The sequence below is a fragment of the Variovorax sp. GW821-FHT09D04 genome (assembly GCF_059416405.1).
Map to the genome: position 1 here is coordinate 84,534 of NZ_JBWKPA010000003.1, position 20,489 is coordinate 105,022.

At 69.6% G+C, this 20,489-nt stretch carries 14 protein-coding genes; 6 read left to right on the forward strand and 8 right to left on the reverse strand.

What is annotated here, in order from left to right:
- Positions 1–202 precede the first annotated feature (202 nt).
- Positions 203–1,288, forward strand: coding sequence for an ABC transporter substrate-binding protein (locus AC07O4_RS10780; protein ID WP_495304514.1), 1,086 nt, complete (start codon positions 203–205; stop codon positions 1,286–1,288).
- Positions 1,289–1,432: 144 nt separating this feature from the next.
- On the opposite strand, the gene AC07O4_RS10785 is transcribed toward AC07O4_RS10780, so the two are convergent.
- The 5 genes from AC07O4_RS10785 to AC07O4_RS10805 all read right to left on the reverse strand — a co-directional run bounded on the left by AC07O4_RS10785 (position 1,433) and on the right by AC07O4_RS10805 (position 10,083).
- Positions 1,433–1,891, reverse strand: a complete 459-nt coding sequence (locus AC07O4_RS10785) for a RidA family protein (protein ID WP_062476784.1) — start codon at positions 1,889–1,891, stop codon at positions 1,433–1,435.
- Positions 1,888–2,880: a transglutaminase family protein gene (locus tag AC07O4_RS10790; protein ID WP_495304515.1), complete on the reverse strand. Its 993-nt coding sequence runs from the start codon at positions 2,878–2,880 to the stop codon at positions 1,888–1,890. Before AC07O4_RS10790 ends, AC07O4_RS10785 begins: the two co-directional genes overlap by 4 nt.
- Before the next feature lie 15 nt (positions 2,881–2,895).
- Entirely contained in the window at positions 2,896–3,717 is an 822-nt protein-coding gene (locus AC07O4_RS10795; protein WP_495304516.1) for a basic amino acid ABC transporter substrate-binding protein, read from the reverse strand.
- Positions 3,718–3,759: 42 nt separating this feature from the next.
- Complete coding sequence (locus AC07O4_RS10800) at positions 3,760–6,504, reverse strand: circularly permuted type 2 ATP-grasp protein (RefSeq protein ID WP_390344943.1); 2,745 nt, start codon at positions 6,502–6,504, stop codon at positions 3,760–3,762.
- Positions 6,505–6,582: 78 nt separating this feature from the next.
- Positions 6,583–10,083: a transglutaminase family protein gene (locus tag AC07O4_RS10805; RefSeq protein WP_495304517.1), complete on the reverse strand. Its 3,501-nt coding sequence runs from the start codon at positions 10,081–10,083 to the stop codon at positions 6,583–6,585.
- 121 nt (positions 10,084–10,204) lie between these two features.
- On the opposite strand from AC07O4_RS10805, the gene AC07O4_RS10810 reads away from it, so the two are divergent.
- The 4 genes from AC07O4_RS10810 (at position 10,205) to AC07O4_RS10825 (ending at position 15,805) form a co-directional block, all read left to right on the forward strand.
- On the forward strand, positions 10,205–12,670 hold the full coding sequence (locus tag AC07O4_RS10810) for a DNA internalization-related competence protein ComEC/Rec2 (RefSeq protein WP_495304518.1): 2,466 nt from the start codon (positions 10,205–10,207) through the stop codon (positions 12,668–12,670).
- Between the two features lie 98 nt (positions 12,671–12,768).
- Positions 12,769–14,265, forward strand: a complete 1,497-nt coding sequence (locus tag AC07O4_RS10815) for a circularly permuted type 2 ATP-grasp protein (protein ID WP_062476766.1) — start codon at positions 12,769–12,771, stop codon at positions 14,263–14,265.
- Between the two features lie 11 nt (positions 14,266–14,276).
- Positions 14,277–15,233: an alpha-E domain-containing protein gene (locus AC07O4_RS10820; protein ID WP_062476763.1), complete on the forward strand. Its 957-nt coding sequence runs from the start codon at positions 14,277–14,279 to the stop codon at positions 15,231–15,233.
- Positions 15,234–15,400: 167 nt separating this feature from the next.
- Entirely contained in the window at positions 15,401–15,805 is a 405-nt protein-coding gene (locus AC07O4_RS10825; RefSeq protein ID WP_495304519.1) for a 2OG-Fe(II) oxygenase, read from the forward strand.
- A 37-nt stretch (positions 15,806–15,842) separates the two neighbouring features.
- Here the strand turns inward: AC07O4_RS10825 and AC07O4_RS10830 are convergent, their stop codons facing one another.
- Positions 15,843–17,504: a sulfatase-like hydrolase/transferase gene (locus AC07O4_RS10830; protein ID WP_495304520.1), complete on the reverse strand. Its 1,662-nt coding sequence runs from the start codon at positions 17,502–17,504 to the stop codon at positions 15,843–15,845.
- Positions 17,505–17,704: 200 nt separating this feature from the next.
- On the opposite strand from AC07O4_RS10830, the gene AC07O4_RS10835 reads away from it, so the two are divergent.
- Positions 17,705–18,169, forward strand: coding sequence for an SH3 domain-containing protein (locus AC07O4_RS10835; protein ID WP_070059471.1), 465 nt, complete (start codon positions 17,705–17,707; stop codon positions 18,167–18,169).
- Between the two features lie 12 nt (positions 18,170–18,181).
- Here the strand turns inward: AC07O4_RS10835 and glpK are convergent, their stop codons facing one another.
- Together glpK and AC07O4_RS10845 are read right to left on the reverse strand one after the other, a co-directional pair.
- Entirely contained in the window at positions 18,182–19,678 is a 1,497-nt protein-coding gene (gene glpK, locus AC07O4_RS10840) for a glycerol kinase GlpK (protein WP_159272363.1), read from the reverse strand.
- Positions 19,679–19,697: 19 nt separating this feature from the next.
- On the reverse strand, positions 19,698–20,468 hold the full coding sequence (locus AC07O4_RS10845; protein ID WP_159272361.1) for a DeoR/GlpR family DNA-binding transcription regulator: 771 nt from the start codon (positions 20,466–20,468) through the stop codon (positions 19,698–19,700).
- Positions 20,469–20,489: the final 21 nt, after the last annotated feature.

Genomic DNA, 20,489 nt, shown 5'->3' on the forward strand with positions numbered 1-20,489 from the left:
CGGGGGCCGCGCCACGCACCCCGCGCCCGAGGGTTTGCGAGCAGCAGGGTTCCCCGTAGCGCCGGCCGGAAATGTCCGATGGCCGCCGCATACGGTGCGCCGCCAAGATCGGGGTCCGCCTGCTTCAGGCTGCCCCACGGCCGGCGACGCCGGCAAGGACGACACGACGATGGTCTACCGCTGGCTTGCGCCTCTGCTCCTCATGCTTCTCGGCCTGCCGGGCCGCGCCGACGAGATCGTGGTGGGGCAGTCGCTGCCGCTGAGCGGGCCACTCGGCGAGGCCGGGCGCAACGTGAAGGACGGCATCGACGCCTACCTGGCGCGCGTGCAGCGCGAGGGCCTGCTCGGACGCCACAAGCTGGTGTGGCGCGCGCTGGACGACGGCTACTCGGTGGAGCGCCACACGCAGAACATCCGGCAGCTGGTGGTGCAGGACAAGGTCGATGCGCTGGGCCTGTCGGCCGGCACCTCGCACATCGACGCGGCCTACCCGACGATGCGCGATGCGGGCACGCCGCTGATCGGCGCGATGACTGGCGCGTCGGCGCTGCACGGCGTGCAGCGCGCGCTCATCTACCACCTGCGCGCGAGCTACGCCGACGAGGTGCGCCAGCTGGTCGCGCAGGCGGTGTCGGTGCGGCAGCGGCGCGTGTTCGCGGTCTGGCAGGACGACGGGCTGGGGCGCGACGCGTTTGCGGCGCTCGAGACCGCGCTGCGCGGCGCCGGCATCGAGCTCGTGGGGCAGCAGGGCGTGGCGCTGGCGCAGATGGACGGCGCCGCGCTGGCCGCCAGCGTGCGCGCGGCCAAGCCCGATGCGCTGTTCGCGCTGTGCGTGACGCCGTGCGGGGTGAAGCTGCTGTCGGGGCTGGCGGCAGAGAGTGGTGTTGCGAGGCCGACGCCGTACATGCTCTCGATCGTCAACGGCGAGGTGCTCGCCAAGAGCGTGGGGCCGGCGGCGCGCGGCACGGTGATCTCGCAAGTCATGCCCAACCCGCGGCTGGCGACGTCGCCGCTGGTGCAGCGCTACCAGCAGGACATGCGCAGCCACATGGGCCGCGACGAGTTCAGCTACTTCTCGCTGGAAGGGTACGTGGTGGCGATGGTGACGGTGGAGGCGGCGCGCACGGCGCTGGCCGCTTCACCACGCCGCTCGATGCAGGACGCCATGAAGCTGATGCTGCGGCGTGAGATCGAGGGGATTCCGGTGTCGAGTGGCGACGATCCGGGTGTGCGTCCGCACCCCGTGACGCTTTCGATGATTGGCAACGGAGGGCGGCTCATTCACTGAAGGCGCGAATAAACCTACTGCGCGTCCCGATCTCGCATCTGCGGTCCTCACCGTACGGGTGTACGGTTCCGGTCCTCGATGCGACCTCGGGCCGCTCGCTACGGTTTCTTCACGCCTTCAGAGGCCGAGCCGCCCTGAAGAAGATCAGCCGATCTCGGCGATCAGCTCGATCTCGACGCAAGCACCCATCGGGATCTGCGCCACGCCGAAGGCGCTGCGTGCATGCGCGCCCTTTTCGGGGCCGAACACTTCGGCGAAGAACTCGCTGGCGCCGTTGGTCACCAGGTGCTGTTCGGTGAAGGTGCCGACCGAGTTCACGAGGCTCATCACCTTGACGATGCGCTTGACCTTGTTCAGGTCGCCCACGGCCGCGTGCAGCGTGCCGAGCAGGTCGATGGCGATGGCGCGTGCGGCCTGCTTGCCTTCGTCGGTGCCGATGTTGGCGCCGAGCTGGCCGACCCAGACCTTGCCGTCCTTCTTGGCGATGTGGCCCGACAGGAACACGAGGTTGCCGGTCTGCACGAAGGGCACGTAGGCGGCGGCGGGGGCGGACACCGGGGGCAGGGAAATGCCGAGGCTGGAAAGCTTGTCGTAAACGCTCATGGAGACTCCTGATCTGAGGATGGTGATGACGATGACGGGGGTGATTGTGTCTGTGTTTGCGCCGCCGACGCCGGCAGCTGCACCACTTCCCCCACGGGTTGCACGGTCACGCCGACATGCAGCGTGTGGCGCGCGCCGCCATGCAGCACGCCGCGCATCGGCGAGACGTCGGAGTAGTCGCGCCCGATGGCGAGCGTGACGTAGTCCTCGCCGGGCTGGCGGCCGTTGGTGGGGTCGAAGTCGGCCCAGTCGCCCACGCTCTCGGGGCCTTCGCCCTCGCCGGGCAGGTACACCGACACCCATGCATGCGAGGCGTCGGCGCCGACCAGGCGCGGCTGGCCCGGTGGGGGCTGCGTGAGCAGGTAGCCGCTCACGTAGCGCGCCGGCAGGCCCATGGCGCGAAAGCACGCGATGAGGATGTGGGCGAAGTCCTGGCACACGCCCTTGCGCTGCGCCAGGGCTTCGACGGCGGGGGTGTTGATCTCGGTGCTGTCGGCGTCGTAGGCGAAGTCGCGGTACATGCGCTCGGTGAGGTCCATCGCCACGTCGAAGGTGGGACGCTCGGGCACGAAGCTGGCGCGCGCGTAGGCGACGAAGTCGTCGTGACGCGGCACGTACGGCGAGGGAAACACGAACTCCGAGGCGGGGTCGAAGGGCGCGTCCTTGCGAAAGCGGAAGCGCTCGCGCACGGCCTCCCAGGGCAGCTCGCGCGCCACGGCGGGCGAGAGCACGGGCTCCGACGTTTTCACGACGCTCTCGGCCGTCACGATGAGGTGGTCGTGCGTGCTTTCGAGCGCGAAGAAGGCGCGCGTGTTGCCGTACAGGTCGGGCACTTCGTTGCGCTGCGCGGGCGCGGGGTCGATCGTGAGCTGGTGGCTCACGAGTTCCTGCGAGGCGGTGGCCAGCGGGCGCAGGTGCGCCAGGTGCTGCGCCGTCTCGACCGCCGGCGCGTACGCGTAGCGCGTTTCGTGGGTGACGTGCAGCAGCATCGCGCGGCTCGCTGTCTACTTGGACTCGGCGCCGAAGTGCGAGGCGTAGATCTTGGCGTAGGTGCCGTCGGCCTTGATGTCGGCCAGGCCCTTGTCGATCTTCGCCAGCAGCTCGGCGTTGCCCTTCTTCACGGCGATGCCGTACTGCTCGGTCGAGAAGCCGGCGTCGCTCACGGTCTTGAAGCCGCCGCCCGGGTTGTTCGCCAGGTAGTGGGCCACCACGCCGTTGTCGGCCACCACGGCCTGCACGCCGCCGGCTTCGAGTTCCTTGAGCGCCAGCGGCGTCGACTCGAAGCGCTTGATGTCGGTGCTCGACTTGCCCAGCAGCTTGCCCACCACCTCGTCGCCGGTGGTGCCGTTCTGCACGCCGACCTTGAGCTTCTTGATGTCGTCGAACTTCGCGACCGTCGAGTCGCTCTTCACGGCGATGAGCTGGCGGGCCTCGAAGTAGGGCTGCGAGAAGTCCATCGTCTGGCGACGCTCGGGCGTGATCGTGATGGCCGACACCAGCAGGTCGCGGTCGCCCAGTTCGAGCGTGTTGAAGATGCCTTCCCACGGCGTGTTGACGAACTTCACCTCGATGCCGGCCTTCTGCGCGACGGCCTTCACCACGTCGATGTCGAAGCCCACGACTTCGCCCTTTTCGTTCTGCGATTCGAAGGGCGTGTAGGCCGCGTCGGTGCCCACGACCAGCACGCGCGGCGCGGCGGCGGGCGGCGGTGCCGAAGCGGCCGCGGGCGCGGCGGATTCCTGCTTGCCGCAGCCGGCGAGCGCGAGGCCGACCAGGAGGCTGGCGGCGGTCAGTGTGAGACGGCGGTTGAGGGCGATGCCGGACATGGAAATGCCTCCTTCGAAATATCGTTGTGTGTATCTGTGGAATCAGGCGCCCACTGAGCGCAGCGATTCCGACGTGAGCGTGAAGTAGCGCGTGCCGATGGCGTCCGACACGTGGTACGCCGCGGTCTCGCAGGTGGCGAGCAGTTCGACCAGCGCGGGGTAGTCGGCGCCGGGGCCGGCCGCGCACAGGTGTTCGAGCGTCCAGGTGGCGGGGTCGGGCAGCTCGTACGACAGGGCGGTGAGCTTGCCTGGTGCGCTGCCTGCGAGCCTTGCGATGCGACCGCGCAGCGTCTGCGTGACCCAGGCCAGCGAACGCGGGTTCTCGGCGTCGAGCACCAGCAGGTCGACCAGCGTGGCGACGTCGCGGCGCTGCTGGTAACGCGCATGGAAGGTGATGGTGCTGTCGAACAGCGCCACCATCGCCTCGAAGCCGCTCACCTCGTGCACGGCGCCGTTGGCAAAGCCGGCCTCGAGCGCGCTCGAGAGAAAGCCCAGCCGCTCGATGTGGCGGCCGATCGACAGCAGCCGCCAGGCGTCGTCGCGCGTCATGCGGTCGGTCTGCGCGCCGGTCATGGCGGCCAGCGCAGTGCTGGCGGATTCGAGTGCGCGCAGGGCGGCGCTGGCGGCAAAGCTGCCTTCGCCGGCCTGCTCGGCCGCGCGCCGCAGGAAGTCGCTTTCGGCGCGCACGATCTGGTTCCAGTTGTCCTGCGACAGCCGTTCGCGCACGGCCGCCGCGGCCTGCCGGATGCTGCGCAGGCTGTAGCCGACGCTGCCACCGTTGTCGACGTCGCCCAGCTCGGCGATCAACGCGCGTTCGAACACGCGGCGTGACTGCGGCGCGCTCGGCGCTTCGGCCGGCACCAGCGCATTGCGCACCGCCATGCGGTGCAGCCATTCGAGCAACGGGCGCGACGACTGGTCTTCGCTGCCCAGCAGGTTGAGCGTGAGGCGCGCCAGGCGCACCGCGTTTTCGGCGCGCTCGGTGTAGCGGCCGAGCCAGAACATGTTCTCGGCCGCGCGGCTGGTGACCGGCGCACGGTGCCGCGCGAGCGAGGCCGGCGTGGCGTGCGGCTGCAGCAGCGTGGTGCGGTCGACCTCGCCGTGCGTCTGCACCCAGACGTCGGCACTGCTGCCGCCGCGCTGCATCGAGGCGATCTGCGCATCGGGGCCCGCCAGGCGCGCCAGGCCGCCGGGCAGCACGCGCCACGACTGCGGGCCGTCGCTCACCGCGAACACGCGCAGCATCAGCGCGCGTGGTGCGATGTGGCCGGGGCCGAGGTCGCTGGCCCAGGTCGGCATCTGCGACAGCGGCAGGTAGCCCTGCACCGTGTGGACGTCGCCCTCGCGCACGATGCGGCCGGCCCATTCGTCGATTTCGCGGCGGCCGAGCTGGCTGCCGAACACGGCATCGAAGCTGGAGCGGCCCTGGAAGCCGGGGTAGGTCGGCTTGATGGCGCTTTCGCCGAGCTGCGGCAGCACCGCCTCGAGCGCGGCGCGCTCGCCGCACCACCAGGTCGGCAGCGCCGGCAGCTTGAGTTTTTCACCGATGAGCCGCAGCGCCAGCCCCGGCAAAAAGCCCAGCAGCGCCGGCGATTCGAGGAACGCCGAGCCCGGCATGTTGGCCACCAGCAGGTTGCCCGCGCGGATCGCCTGCAGCAGGCCGGGCACGCCGAGCGTGGAGTCGGGGCGCAGCTCCAGCGGGTCGAGGAACTGGTCGTCGAGCCGCTTGATGAGGCCGTGCACTGGGCGCAGGCCCTGCAGCGTCTTGAGGTACAGGCGCTGGTCGCGCACCGTGAGGTCGCTGCCCTCGACCAGCGTCAGGCCGAGGTAGCGCGCCAGGTAGGCGTGCTCGAAGTAGGTCTCGTTGTACGGGCCCGGCGTGAGCAGCGCGATGTGCGGCGGCGAGCCCGAGGGGCACATGCGCTGCAGGCCTTCCATCATCGCGCTGTAGGTGGCGGCCAGCCGCTGCACCTGCAGCGCCTCGAAGGCCTGCGGAAACTGCCGCGTGATCGCGAGCCGGTTCTCCAGCAGGTAGCCCAGGCCCGAAGGCGCCTGCGTGCGCTGCGAGACCACCCACCAGTTGCCGTCGGGGCCGCGCGCGAGGTCGAAGGCGGCGATGTGCAGCCAGGTGTCGCCCGCCGGCTTCACGCCGTGCAGCGCGCGCAGGTAGCCCGGGTGACCGCGGACCAGCGCCGGCGGCAGCAGGCCTTCGGCCAGCAGCTGCTGCGGGCCGTAGGCGTCGGCCATCACGCGGTCGAGCACGCGCACGCGCTGCTGCACGCCGGCCTCGATCTGGGCCCAGCTCTCGGGCGAGACGATCAGCGGGAACAGGTCGAGCGACCACGGCCGTTGCGGGCCGTTGGCGTCGGCGTACACGTTGTAGGTGACGCCGTTGTCGCGGATCTGCCGCTCCAGGCTGACCGCGCGCCGCGGCAGGTCGTTGATACCGCCGGGGCCGAGCTGTTCGAAGAAGGCGTTCCAGGCGGGGGTGAGCGGAGGCTGGTCGCTGGTGGGGGAGGGTTCCTGTGCTTGTGATTGTGAGGACGACTGCGACTGGGACTGCGATTGCGACGGGGTCGGTCGTTCCTCGGCGGCGTCGTACAGCAGCGGGGCCGCAGCGGGCGCCGGGGCTGCGCCCGACACCGGCCGCGAGGGCGCCGCGGGCGTCGCCTGTCCCCGCAATTCGTCGAAATGCCCAGGCAGGGCCGCCGGCGCGAGCGAAGACGCCAGCGCCGCCGGATGCTCCGGGGCCTGGGCGTCGAACAGGGATTCGTTCAGGGGTTCCACAGGGGGGAGATTGTCACATCACCGTCACCGGGGCCGATCCGGCGGTGCGACAGGGTTCCCCCTGAGTCCTCGGACCGGTCAGCGCCGCAGGTCCAGCGTGAACGGAAACTCCCGGCTGCCCGGCAGCTCGATGGTGGCCGGCGGCGTGCGCAGCAGGCCCGGCGTGTGGCCGGTGCGCGTGAAGCGCGAGTGGCGGCGGCTCTCGGCCTCGTAGGCGTTGACCGGGAAGGTGTCGTAGTTGCGGCCGCCCGGGTGGGCGACGAAGTACTGGCAGCCGCCCAGCGAGCGCTTCATCCAGGTGTCGACGAGGTCGAAGGTCAGCGGTGCGTGGGCCGGGATGCTGGGGTGCAGCGCCGAGGGCGGGTTCCAGGCCTTGTAGCGCACGCCGGCCACGAACTCGCCGGTGACGCCGGTGGGCTGCAGCGGCAGCACCTTGCCGTTGACGGTGACGACGTGGCGGCTTTCGTTCAGGCCGGTCACGCGCACCTCGATGCGCTCCAGCGACGAGTCGACATAGCGCACCGTGCCGCCGGCCGAGCCTTCTTCGCCCATCACGTGCCACGGTTCGAGCGCGTTGCGCAGCGACAGCTCCACACCCATCGACTGCATCTGGCCCACGAGCGGGAAGCGGAACTCGAAGTGCGGCGCGAACCAGTCGGCATCGAAGGCAAAGCCGGCCTGGCGCATCTCGCTGATAACGTCGTCGAAGTCCATCTTGACGAAAGTCGGCAGCAGGAAGCGGTCGTGCAGCTCGGTGCCCCAGCGCGTGACGGGCGCCTGGTAGGGCGCGTCCCAGAAGCGGGCGACCAGCGCGCGGATCAGCAGCTGCTGCGCGATGCTCATGCGCGCATGCGGCGGCATCTCGAAGGCGCGCAGTTCCAGCAGGCCAAGGCGGCCGGTGCTGGAGTCGGGCGAGTAGAGCTTGTCGATGCAGAACTCGCTGCGGTGTGTGTTGCCCGACACGTCGATCAGGATGTTGCGCAGCGTGCGGTCGACCAGCCACGCGGGCATGTTCTGGCCGTAGATCTCGCGGTTCTTGGCGATCTCCTTCAACGCGATTTCGAGCTCGTAGACCTGGTCGTTGCGCGCCTCGTCCACGCGCGGCGCCTGGCTCGTCGGGCCGATGAACATGCCCGAGAACAGGTAGCTCAGCGATGGGTGGTTGTGCCAGTACAGCAGCAGGCTGGCCAGCAGCTCGGGCCGGCGCAGGAACGGGCTGTCGGCCGGCGTGGCGCCGCCCATCACGAAGTGGTTGCCGCCGCCGGTGCCGGTGTGGCGACCGTCGGTCATGAACTTCTCGGCCGACAGGCGCGTCTCGAACGCGGCGTTGTAGAGGAACTCGGTGTGGTCGACCAGTTCCTTCCAGTTGTGGGCCGGGTGGATGTTGACTTCGATCACGCCCGGGTCGGGCGTCACGGCCAGCATCTTCAGGCGCGGATCGCGTGGCGGCGGATAGCCTTCCATCACGATGCGCACGCCGAGCTGCTGCGCGGTGGCTTCGACGGCGGCGACGAGGTCGAGGTAGTCCTCCAGGCGTGCCAGCGGCGGCATGAAGACGTAGAGCACGCCTGAGGCGTTGCCCTTTTTCTCGGCCGCCGGGCCGTTGGCGCGGCGCGGGTCGCGCACCTCGACGCACAGCGCGGTGCGCGTGACCCAGTGGGCCGATTCGCCGCGCAGCGGCTGGCGCGTGGCGGGCGTGGCGGCATCGGCAGAAGCAGCTGCATCGCCCTTCGCCGCATCGCCGGGGCTCTGCATGCGCAGCGACGCGGCCATCACGGGCGGCGTGCCGAAGGTGTAGGGCACCTCGCCCAGGTCGGCGCCGGCCACCGGGGTGGCGGTGGCATAGCGCGCGCGGTAGTCGGACGCGCTGGGCAAGGCGGCGCGCGGCGCGGTCGGATCGCGCTCGATGAGGTAGGGGTAGTCGCCCTTGCTGGCCCACGGCTGCGAGTCGAGCGGCAGGCGGTAGCCCATGGGCGAATCGCCCGGGATCAGGAACAGGCGGTCGTCGCGCAGGAACCAGGGGCCGGTCTTCCAGCCGGGGCCGGCGAGCGCGGGCGCGTCGCTGTTGGCGTTGCCGGGTTCGATGGGCAGCATGTAGCCGATCACCGCGTCGAGCTTCTGCGTGAACACGCGGCGCAGGCGCACGCGTTCGAGTTCGTCGTCGAGCTTGGAGTCGAAGGGGTCGACGTTCACCGGCAGGCGGCGTTCGCGCCACAGGTAGTAGTAGGTGTCCTCGTAGCCGGGCTGGATGTAGCGCTCGGTGAGGCCCAGCTTGTGCGCCAGCACGGTGGTGAAGCGGCGCGCGTCCTCGCTCGTGTAGTGCGTGGGAAAGCGTTCGTCGGCGAATAGCTCGGGGTCGTGCCACAGCGTCTGGCCGTCGGCGCGCCAGAAGATCGACAGCGCCCAGCGCGGCAGTTGTTCGCCCGGGTACCACTTGCCCTGGCCGAAATGCAGGAAGCCGCCCTGGCCGTACTCGGCGCGCAGCTTGTGCACGAGCTCGGTGGCGTAGCCGCGCTTGGTGGGGCCGAGCGCGTCGGTGTTCCATTCGGGCGCGTCGCGGTCGCTGGTGGCGACGTAGGTGGGCTCGCCGCCCATGGTCAGACGCACGTCGCCGGCGACGAGGCGCGCATCGACCGCGTCGCCGAGCGCGAGCACTTCGGCCCACTGTTCTTCGGTGTAGGGCTTGGTGACGCGCGGCGATTCGTAGATGCGCGTGACCTTCATCTCGTGGCTGAACTCGACCTCGGATTCGTCGACGCCGCCTTCGATGGGCGCGGCGCTCGACGGCGTGGGCGTGCAGGCGAGTGGAATGTGGCCTTCGCCGGCCAGCAGGCCCGAGGTGGCATCGAGGCCGATCCAGCCGGCGCCCGGCAGGAACACCTCGCACCAGGCGTGCAGGTCGGTGAAGTCGACCGTGGTGCCGCTGGGGCCGTCGAGGGCTTTCACGTCGGGCGTGAGCTGGATCAGGTAGCCCGACACGAAGCGCGCGGCCAGGCCGCAGTGGCGCAGCAGTTGCACCAGCAGCCAGCCCGAGTCGCGGCACGAGCCGCTGCCGTTGCTCAGCGTTTCTTCCGGCGTCTGCACGCCGGGCTCCATGCGGATGAGGTAGCTGACGTCCTTCTGCACCTGCTGGTTGATACCGACCAGGAAGTCGATGGTGCGCTGTTCCTTGCGGTCGACCTTGTCGAGGTAGGCCTCCAGCAGCGGCGTGACCGGGTCGGCCACGAGGTAGGGCGCCAGCTCTTCGGCCTGCGAGGCCGTGTACTTGAAGGGGAAGTTCTCGGCCTGCGGCTCGAGAAAGAAGTCGAAGGGGTTGTAGACCGCCATCTCGACCACGAGGTCGACCGTGACCTTGAACTCGCGCGTCTTCTCGGGGAACACGAGCCGCGCCTGGTAGTTGGCGAACGGGTCCTGCATCCAGTTGACGAAGTGCTCGGCCGGCTCGACCCGCAGCGAATACGAGATCACATTGCTGCGGCAATGGGGCGCGGGGCGCAGTCGCACGACTTGCGGGCCCAACTGCACCAGGCGGTCGTATGTGTAGTGGGTGACGTGGTGGAGTGCGGCGTGGATGGACATGCGTAGGGGCGTGCAGTGCAGCGAGGTTGCATCGAAAAGATGTCTCTGGTGAGACGCATACTAGCCCAGTTGCCAAGCAATTAACGCGCCATCGAGCGTGGGTTGGGGGAGGGTTTGCATCATGGATTCCGAGGTGTCGGGAGGGCAGTCGCGGCGTGCGTCCGAGGCTGTCGCGGGTGGGTCGGGGGCCTTCGTTGTGCTGGGCGGTACGCTGCTCGGCGCGGCGGTGCAACTGCGTCAGCCGCTGTTGTGGGCGGCGGGTGTCTACGTCGCGTTGCTGCTGGCGGGGCTCGGTGGCGGATGGCTGCTGTGGCGGTGGCGTGGGCCTCGGCTGCTCGTGCTGATGCTGTCGCTGGCCTGCGGCGCGATGGCCGGCGCGGGGCTCGCCGGATGGCGCGCGACGGCCTATGCGAGCGGGGCGCTGGACCCGCAACTGGAAGGGCGCGACCTGCGGCTCACGGGCGTGGTCTCGCAGATGCCACAACCCGGCGAGATCGGAACGCGCTTCCGTTTCGATGTGGAGACGGCGCAGTGGGCCGATGCCTCCGATGAGGCGCCACCGATGGTGCCGCCGCGCATCGCACTCGCCTGGTACGGCGACTACGGCGGGATGTGGGAGCAACCCGCCGAGCGGCGTGCGTCCGTCGCACGCACCGTGGGCGAGGTGCACGCCGGCCAGCGCTGGCAACTGACCGTGCGCCTGCGCGCGCCGCACGGCAACCTCAACCCACATGGCTTCGACAGCGAGCTGTGGGCGTGGGAGCAGGGCGTGCATGCCCAGGGCCATGTGCGGGCCGGGGCGCGCGATCCCGCGCCGCGCCTGCTGGGCACGACGTGGCGGCACCCGATCGAGCGGGCGCGCGAGGCCGTGCGCGATGCGGTCTTCGCGCGCGTGGACGACCGGCGGCAGGCCGGCGTGATCGCCGCGCTCGTCACCGGCGACCAGGGCGCCATCGACCGTGCCGACTGGGACGTGTTCCGCGCCACCGGCGTGGCGCACCTGATGTCGATCTCCGGCCTGCACATCACCTTGTTCGCATGGTTCGCGGCGCATGTCGTGGGCGCGCTCTGGCGGCGCAGCAGCCGGCTCATGCTGCGGCTGCCCGCGCAGCAGGCCGCGCTCGCGGGCGGCGTGCTGCTGGCGGCGCTCTACGCGCTCTTCAGCGGCTGGGGCGTGCCTTCGCAGCGCACGGTCTGGATGCTCGCGGCCGTGGCGCTGCTGCGCCTGACCGGCCGGCGCTGGCCATGGCCGCACGTCTGGCTGCTGACGGCGGCGGTCGTGGTGGCCGCCGATCCGTGGGCGCTGCTGCAGGCCGGCTTCTGGCTCAGCTTCGTCGCGGTGGCTGTGCTGTTCGCCTCCGCCACGGCCGTGCCGGGCGAAGGGCGGGTGGGCGCGCTCACGCGCCTGGGCCGCTTCTTTCGTGAGCAATGGACGATCACGCTGGCGCTCACGCCGCTGAGCCTGCTGCTGTTCCAGCAGGTGTCGGCGGTCGGGCTGGTGGCCAACGCGCTCGCGATCCCGTGGGTGACGCTGGTGATCACGCCGCTGGCGATGCTCGGCGTGGCGGTGCCGCCGCTGTGGGACGTGGCGGCTGGCGCCTTGAAGCTGTTCGCGCTGTTGCTGCAGGCGCTCGCCGGCCTGCCGTTCGCCACGCTGTCGATGGCCGCGCCACCAGCGTGGCTGGCCGCAAGCGGCGTGGCAGGCGGCGTGCTGTTGGCGATGCGCCTGCCGTGGTCGGTGCGCGCGCTCGGGCTGCCGCTGCTGTTGCCGGTGCTGCTGTGGCAGCCGACGCGGCCCGCCGTGGGCGAGTTCGACCTCCTCGCCGCCGACATCGGGCAGGGCAACGCGGTGCTCGTGCGCACCGCCACGCACAGCCTGCTGTACGACGCCGGGCCGCGCTACGGGCTCGACAGCGACGCGGGCCACCGCGTGCTCGTGCCGCTGCTGCGCGCACGCGGCGAACGGCTCGACCTGCTGCTGCTGAGCCACCGCGACATCGACCACACCGGCGGCGCCCCCGCCGTGCTCGCCATGCAGCCGAAGGCGGCGCTGCTGAGTTCCATCGAGGCCGGGCACCCGCTGCAGGCGCTGCGCCCCGCGCGCCGCTGCGAGGCCGGGCAGCGCTGGACCTGGGACGGTGTCGCTTTCGAGGTGCTGTTTCCCTTCGACAGCGACTACCTCGGCTTCACGCGGCCCAATGCCGTGTCGTGCGTGCTGCGCATCGGCAACGGCCGCGCCACGGTTCTATTGGCGGGCGATATCGAACGGCTGCAGGAGGCCGCGCTGGTGTCGCGCACGCCGGGGCTGTCGGCCGATGTGCTGCTGGTCCCGCACCACGGCAGCAAGACCTCGTCGAGCGAGGTTTTCCTGGATGCCGTGCGCCCGCGCATTGCGCTCGTGCAGGCCGGCTACCGCAGCCGCTTCGGCCACCCCGCGCCCGAGGTGGTGGCGCGCTATGTCGAACGCGGCGTGCGGGTGGTCGACAGCCCGCGCTGCGGCGCCGCCCACTGGGCGAGCCCACGGCCGGCCGAGCTGAAGTGTGAACGCGCGCACGACCTGCGCTACTGGCGCCACCGCATGCCATGAAGGTCCGAAACGCGAAATGCCCTCGCATCGGGCCCAAACCTAGGGCTTCTACTGGCCTCGAACTTGCTAAGCTATGGCTCAAGGAGATTGGTCGTTCCATGCACAAATTCGACGAGATGTATGAGCAGCTCCCCTATGCGGGCGCTGCAATCCGACAGCACTACAAGCGCTACGACCAATGGCTTGCGAAGCAACCCGGTGAGGTGATGCGATCGCGGCGTGAAGAGGCGGAAATGATTTTCCGCCGGGTCGGCATCACCTTCGCGGTGTACGGCGCCAAGGACGAGGACGGCTCCGGCACCGAGCGGCTGATCCCGTTCGACCTGCTGCCCCGGATCATTCCCTCCCACGAGTGGGAGAGCATGGAAAAGGGGCTGGTGCAGCGTGTCACGGCGCTCAACCGCTTCCTGTACGACGTGTACCACGACCAGGAAATCATCAAGGCCGGCATCATCCCGGCCGAGCAGATCCTGAACAACGCCCAGTTCCGCCCCGAGATGATGGGCGTGAACGTGCCGCACAACGTCTACTCGAACATCTCGGGCATCGACATCGTGCGCGCCCCCGATGCCCAGGGCAACGGCGAGTACTACGTGCTCGAAGACAACCTGCGCGTGCCCAGCGGCGTGAGCTACATGCTCGAGAACCGCAAGATGATGATGCGGCTCTTCCCGGAGCTGTTCAATCAGAACCGCATCGCGCCGGTCGCCCATTACCCCGACCTTCTGCTCGAAACCCTGCGCGCCAGCGCGCCGCCGGCCACGGCCGAGCCTACGGTGGTGGTGCTCACGCCCGGCATGTACAACAGCGCCTACTTCGAGCACGCCTTCCTGGCCCAGCAGATGGGCGTGGAACTGGTCGAGGGACAAGACCTGTTCGTGAAGGACGACTTCGTCTACATGCGCACCACGCGCGGTCCGGTGCGGGTCGACGTGATCTACCGCCGCGTCGACGACGACTTCCTCGACCCCGAGGTGTTCCGCCCGACCTCCACCCTCGGCTGCGCGGGCCTCATGCGCGCCTACCGTCAGGGCAACGTCGTGATCTGCAATGCCGTGGGCACCGGCGTGGCCGACGACAAGTCGATCTACCCCTACGTGCCGAAGATGGTCGAGTTCTACCTCGGCGAGAAGCCGATCCTGAAGAACGTGCCCACCTACATGTGCCGGAATAAAGACGAGCTGCAGTACACGCTCGACAACATGAAGGACCTGGTCGTCAAGGAGGTGCACGGCGCCGGCGGCTACGGCATGCTCATCGGACCGGCCGCCACGCAGGCCGAGATCGAAGACTTCAAGAAGGCCGTCATCGCCAAGCCCGACGGCTACATCGCCCAGCCCACGCTGAGCCTGTCGACCTCGCCGACCTTTGTCGACGCCGGCATCGCGCCACGCCACATCGACCTGCGTCCCTTCGTGCTCTCGGGCAGCGAGGTGCAGATGGTGCCCGGCGGCCTCACGCGCGTGGCGCTCAAGGAAGGGTCGCTGGTGGTCAACTCGTCGCAGGGCGGCGGCACCAAGGACACCTGGATTCTCGAAGCGGACCGCACGGCCAAGCCGAAGGCGGCCACGCAGTCGCAAAGCCAATCGCAGTAGGAGCACCCACGATGCTGTCCCGCACCGCAGACCACCTCTACTGGATGTCGCGCTACACCGAGCGTGCCGAGAACACGGCGCGCATGCTCGACGTCAACTACCAGACCTCTCTGCTGCCGCAGTCGGCCGAGGTTGCCAAGTACGGCTGGCAGGGCGTGCTCTCGATCAGCGAATTGCTGCCCTGGTACAGCAAGAAGTACGACCAGATCACGCCCAACGAAGTCATGGAGTTCATGGTCAAGGACGAGAGCAATCCGTCGTCGATCGTCTCCTGCCTGAAGGCCGCGCGCGAGAACGCGCGTGCCGTGCGCGGCGCGCTCACTACCGAGGCCTGGGAGACGCAGAACACCACCTGGCTCGAAGTGAACCGAATGCTGCGCGCCGGCGACTTCGAGCGCGACCCGGGCCAGTTCTTCGAGTGGGTCAAATTCCGCTCGCACCTGTCGCGCGGCGTCACGCTGGGCACCATGCTCCAGGATGAGGCGTTCTACTTCTCGCGCCTGGGCACCTTTTTGGAGCGCGCCGACAACACGGCACGCCTGGTCGACGTGAAGTTCCACGCGCTCAACAGCGAGTTCTTCGGCGCCGCCACCGAGGAAGACCAGGAGTACGACTTCTATCACTGGAGCGCGATCCTGCGCAGCGTCTCGGCCTTCGAGGTGTACCGCAAGGTGTACCGCGACGTGATCAAGCCCGAGCGCGTGGCCGAGCTGCTCATTCTTCGCGCAGACATGCCGCGCTCGCTGCACGCCAGCCTGGTCGAGGTGGTCAACAACCTCGCGAAGGTGCAGAACGAGCAGAGCGCCGAAACCCAACGCCGCGCCGGCAAGCTGCTGGCCGACCTGCAGTACGCGCGCGTCGACGAGATCCTGGCGACGGGCCTGCACGCCTACCTCACGCAGTTCCTCGACCGGGTGAACGAGCTGGGCGGGCGGATCAGCCAGGACTTCCTGGTGCCGGCGCACTGAGTGAACGGATCGCTGCGCCTGTGCCTATGCGGGTGACGGCCCATTCGCCACGGGCCTTTTCCATCGAGGGCTTTCTTGAGCCCGAAGAATGCGAGCAACTGATCTCCCTGGCCGAGTGCGAAGGTTTCGCCTCGGCCGGCGTTCGCACCGTCGACGGACCGAAGGCCATGCCGACCATTCGCAACAACGAACGCGCGATGCTGCCATCGCCGGAGTGGGTCGAGCTGCTGTGGGCTCGGTTGGGGCAGGTCGCGTTGCCCGAGGTCGCCGGGCAGGTGCCCAAGGGCCTGCCGAAGGAGCTGCGCTTCTACAAATACTCGCCCGGCCAGCGCTTCAAGATGCACAAGGACGGGCCGTGGCATGAAGACGGGCTGACGAGCCAGCTCACGCTGCTCGTCTACCTGAACGACGGCTTCACGGGGGGCGACACCGACTTCCGCGAGTTCCGCGTCAAGCCGGAAGCCGGAGCGGCCCTGCTGTTCATCCACGACACGTGGCATGAAGGCGCCGCCATCGAATCCGGAACCAAGTACGTGTTGCGCTCCGATGTGATGTACGGCAACGCCGTTTGAGCGCGCTGCATCGCAGGCCGTCGGCAGCTTTGGCGCTTCAGCGCGAAAACGACTCCACCACCACCGGAATCTCCGGCGCCTGCCACCGGTAGCTGTCGCCCAGCACATTGCGTTCGGCCTTCTGCCCGCTCCAGCGGATGCCCAGCAGGTCCATCAGGCTCCAGCCGGCCCAGTCCGCGCGAAAGGGCTGCTGCGTGGCGGCGCCGGTGGGCAGCGGTTCGCGGTTGCGCCAGACGACGGCCGGGATGCGGTAGCCCGAGGCGGTGGCGGGGCTGTGGCCTGCGCGGTTGCTGCCGTGGCCGACTTCCTGGCCGTGGTCCGACAGGTACATCCAGGCGCGGTAGTCGTCCGGCTTGCCGGTGCTGCGGGTCTGCTGCAGCAGTTCCGACACCACGAAGTCGTGGTACAGCAGGGCCGCGTCGTACTCCTGGCGGAAGTGGCGCACCCAGGCCGAGCGGCCGTCCTTCACGAGGCCGTTTTCGACCGCGTCGACGCTGTCGTCGAAGGGGTTGGCGTTCTCGGGAAAGCGCAGGCTGTAGTGCGGGTGCGCGCCCATCAGGTGGACCACGATGAGCTTGCGCTCGGTGCTGGTGTCGGCGAAGGCCTCCTGCACGCAGTCGAGGATCTCGCCGTCGAGCGAGGCGCTGGCGCGGCCCGGCGTGCGGTTCACCATGTCGACCACGTCGGCGTAGCGCGCGTGCTGCTGCTCGATGGCGAGGTCGTCGTGGTTGCTGATCCACCAGACCTTGTAGCCGGCGGCGCGCGCCAGGGCCAGCAGGTGGGGCGGGCTGTCGCCATTCCCGTTGTTTCCGTCGTTTCCATTCGCGGGCTGGCCGAAATGGAACATGTTGCGCAGCGCGGGCAGGGTGCTCGCGTCCACCGACCACGCATTGCGCAGCACGGCCATGCGATCGCCTTCCTGCGCCTTGTGCGCCTGCAGGCGCGGCGTGGTCGGGCGGCCGTAGCCGTACAGGCCCATGTTGTCGCGGTTGATGCTGTCGGTGATGACGAGCACGACCGTGGACGGCCCCTCGCGCGTGATCACCGGTGCGATCTGTCGGGCCTGGGCCATCTGCGCATCGCGGGTTTTTTCCTGGTCGGCCCAGGCGGCGCGCTGGTCCTGCAGCGACTGCGACCACTGGGTCCAGAAGACGACCGGGTGCAGCCGGCGCCAGGGTTTGCTCGCGTAGGCCACGCAGGCGACCAGCAGGATGAGCAGCAGCAGCGAGCGCACCCAGAAAGGCCGACGCGCATGCGGCGCCGTGGCACCGCGTCGCGCGAACAGGCCCGCCAGCAGGCCCGCCGCCACGAGTGCGGCCGACCAGACGACGGCGGAGCGCCAGTGCATGCGCAGGTACTCGGCGCTTTCCCGCGCGTTGGTGTTGGCCGCGGCGCCCAGCACCATGGCGCTGTCGGGCGCGGCCTGGTAGGTGTCGAGCAGGTAGGCGCGGACCACGGCGTCCAGGCCGAAGCCCATCACCCAGAGCCACACGAGCGCCGTGCGCCAGCGCCGCAGGCGCGCGCTGTGCAGCGGCCACAGCAGCCAGAGCACGGGCGGCGCGGCGAGCACCGCGAGCTGGGCAATGCGGCGGCCGTCGTGGCCCAGGGCGATCAGCGCCAGCAGCGTCGCGCCGACCACGCCGCAGGCCAGCAGGGCGCTGGAGGGAGGACGCGGGGCGTCGATGGCGGGATGTGTCAAGCGCGGCGCGGGGAGTCGAGGGCGGGCGAATTCTGCCCCGCACCCTGCGCCCACGCGTCCAGTGTCCCGACCCTCGCGGGGTCTTTGGAGCGCGCCTCAGGGATATCCCCGCGGAACTTATCGGCGCTCAGCGTCCCAGAGGGGGCTTCGGCCGGCATTTGCCGGACTTCTTGTGTCTTCTCGAAAGGAACCCTCGCCCCATGGCCCGATTCAGCCGCCGACTGCCCGCGCTCCTGCTCGCATTCTTCTTCTCGTGGATGGTGCTGCCGTCCGCCTTTGCCGCGCAGCCGCAGATGGTCAGTGTCGCGGTCAAGACCCTGAACATGCGCACCGCCCCCAGCCAGCGCGCCGAGGCGCACTGGACGGTGAGCCGGGGCTATCCGCTGCGCGTGATCGGCCGCAAGGGCGACTGGCTGCGGGTCACCGACTTCGAGAACGACAAGGCCTGGGTCTTCCGTTCGATGACGAGCAAGACGCCGCACCACGTCGTGAAGGCGAAGACTGCGCAGTTGCGCCGCGCACCCGGCGCGCGCAGCCCGGTCGTGAAGAAGGCCGTGTACGGCGACGTGCTGCGCACCCTCGAGCGCCGCGGCGACTGGGTGAAGGTGCGCCACGAAGGCGGCACCACCGGCTGGGTGCTGAAGCGCTCCCTCTGGGGCTGGTGAAACCGAGGGCGCTCAGGTCGCGGTGGCCTGGCGCACGGCGCGCTCCCAGCGCGCCATCGATTCCTCGGCCTGCGCACGGCCCATGGTCGGCATGAAGCGGCGCTCCACCTTCCACAGCTTCGAGAGCTGGCGCGCGTCGGTGTAGACGCCGGTCGACAGCCCCGCGAGGTAGGCCGCGCCCAGCGCGGTGGTCTCGACCACCTCGGGTCGCACCACGGGAATGCCCAGCAGGTCGGCCTGGAACTGCATCAGCAGGTCGTTCACGCTCGCGCCGCCATCCACGCGCAGCTCGGCCACGGGCTTGCCGCCCGCGGCCACGGCGTCGCGGCTCATGGCTTGCAGCAGCGCGGCGCTTTGGTACGCGATGCTTTCCAGCGCGGCGCGCGCGATGTGCGCGACCGTGGTGCCGCGCGTGAGCCCGGTGATCGTGCCGCGCGCGTCCGCGTCCCAGTAGGGCGCGCCCAGGCCGGTGAAGGCCGGCACCATCATCACGCCGCCGGCGTCGGGCACGCTCTCGGCGAGCGACTGCACCTCGGCGCTGCCCTTGATGGCCTTGAGGCCGTCGCGCAGCCACTGCACCACGGCGCCGCCGACGAACACGCTGCCTTCCATCGCGTACTGCGGGGTCGCGTCGACCTGCGCGGCGCTGGTCACGAGCAGGCCGTTGTGCGAGGGCTGGAACGCGCCGCCCGTGTGCATCAGCAAAAAGCAGCCGGTGCCGTAGGTGTTCTTGGCCATGCCGGCCTCGAAGCAGGCCTGGCCGAAGAGGGCGCTCTGCTGGTCGCCGGCCACGCCGCCGATGGGCAGCGCGTGGCCCAGCAGCGCGGCGTCGGTGTCGGCAAAGTGCGAGCTCGAGGGCTGCACCTTCGGCATCAGCGCGGCGGGGATGTCCAGCGCCTTCAGCAGGTCGGCGTCCCAGTCGTTCGTGTGCACGTTGAAGAGCATGGTGCGCGAGGCGTTGCTCACGTCGGTCACGTGCACCTTGCCGCCGGTGAGCTGCCACATGAGCCAGCTGTCGACGGTGCCGAAGGCCAGTTCGCCGCGCTCGGCCTGGGCGCGTGCGCCGGGCACGTTGTCGAGCAGCCAGCGCAGCTTGGTGCCCGAGAAATATGCGTCGATCACCAGCCCGGTCTTCTCGCGGATGGTGTCGCTGAGGCCCTGTTCGCGCAGCTGCGCGCACAGCGGCTCGGCGCGGCGGTCCTGCCAGACGATGGCGTGGTGCACCGGCTGGCCGGTGGTGCGGTTCCACAGCACGGTGGTCTCGCGCTGGTTGGTGATGCCGATGGCGTGGATGTCGGCGGGCTGCAGCTTCGCCTTGGCCAGCACCTCGCGCGCGGTCGCCAGCTGGCTGCGCCAGATTTCCATCGGGTCGTGCTCGACCCAGCCCGGCTGCGGGTAGATCTGCGTGAGTTCCTTCTGGGCGATGGCGACGATGCGGCCTTCGCGGTCGAACACGATGCTGCGCGAGCTGGAGGTGCCCTGGTCCAGGGCAAGCAGGTAGGTGGTCATTCGATGAGTCTGATGGGGTTCAGTTGTCGCGCGCGATCTCGAGGCGCACCTGCGCGGCGTGCAGCAGGTCGGGGAAGGGCGACGGCGGCGCGGCGTCGGTGAACAGGCGGTCGATCTGCGAGAGCGTGCCCAGCTGGATCATGGCCGGCCGGTTGAACTTGCTCGCGTCGGCCGCCAGCCACACCTCGCGCGCCTGGGCAATGATGGTCTGCGCGACCTTCACTTCGCGCAGGTCGAAGTCGCGCAGCGAGCCGTCGGCCTCGATGCTCGACACGCCGATGAGTGCGATGTCGACCTTGAACTGGCGGATGAAGTCGATGGTGGCTTCGCCCACCACGGCGCGGTCGCGCGGGCGCACCGAGCCGCCGGCCACGATCACCTCGCAGGCCGTGTTGCCGCTCAGGATGGTCGCCACGTTCAGGTTGTTGGTGATCACGCGCAGGCCCGTGTGGCGCATCAGCGCCTTGGCGATGGCCTCGGTGGTGGTGCCGATGTTCAGGATGAGCGAGCAGTCGTTGGGCACCAGCTCGGCCACGCGGCGCGCAATGCGCGCTTTGCCGTCGGCATTGAGCGTTTCGCGCTGCTGGTAGCCGATGTTCTCGGTGGTCGAGCTGGGCACGCGCACGCCGCCGTGGAAACGCGTGAGCAAGCCCGCGTCGGCCAGCCGCTGCACGTCGCGCCGCACGGTCTGCAGCGTGACGCCCAGCATGTCGGCGAGCTGTTCGACGGTGACCGAACCGCGCGCGCGCACGGTGTCGAGGAGGTTGATCTGGCGCGGGTTGGAGTTCACAGAGGCGTCGTGGAAAGCGGA

Coding starts and splice junctions, on each gene's coding strand:
- AC07O4_RS10780 (WP_495304514.1), top strand. CDS start 203: ATGCTTCTCGGCCTGCCGGGCCGCGCCGACGAGATCGTGGTGGGGCAG.
- AC07O4_RS10785 (WP_062476784.1), bottom strand. CDS start 1,891: ATGAGCGTTTACGACAAGCTTTCCAGCCTCGGCATTTCCCTGCCCCCG.
- AC07O4_RS10790 (WP_495304515.1), bottom strand. CDS start 2,880: ATGCTGCTGCACGTCACCCACGAAACGCGCTACGCGTACGCGCCGGCG.
- AC07O4_RS10795 (WP_495304516.1), bottom strand. CDS start 3,717: ATGTCCGGCATCGCCCTCAACCGCCGTCTCACACTGACCGCCGCCAGC.
- AC07O4_RS10805 (WP_495304517.1), bottom strand. CDS start 10,083: ATGTCCATCCACGCCGCACTCCACCACGTCACCCACTACACATACGAC.
- AC07O4_RS10810 (WP_495304518.1), top strand. CDS start 10,205: ATGGATTCCGAGGTGTCGGGAGGGCAGTCGCGGCGTGCGTCCGAGGCT.
- AC07O4_RS10815 (WP_062476766.1), top strand. CDS start 12,769: ATGCACAAATTCGACGAGATGTATGAGCAGCTCCCCTATGCGGGCGCT.
- AC07O4_RS10820 (WP_062476763.1), top strand. CDS start 14,277: ATGCTGTCCCGCACCGCAGACCACCTCTACTGGATGTCGCGCTACACC.
- AC07O4_RS10825 (WP_495304519.1), top strand. CDS start 15,401: ATGCCGACCATTCGCAACAACGAACGCGCGATGCTGCCATCGCCGGAG.
- AC07O4_RS10835 (WP_070059471.1), top strand. CDS start 17,705: ATGGCCCGATTCAGCCGCCGACTGCCCGCGCTCCTGCTCGCATTCTTC.
- glpK (WP_159272363.1), bottom strand. CDS start 19,678: ATGACCACCTACCTGCTTGCCCTGGACCAGGGCACCTCCAGCTCGCGC.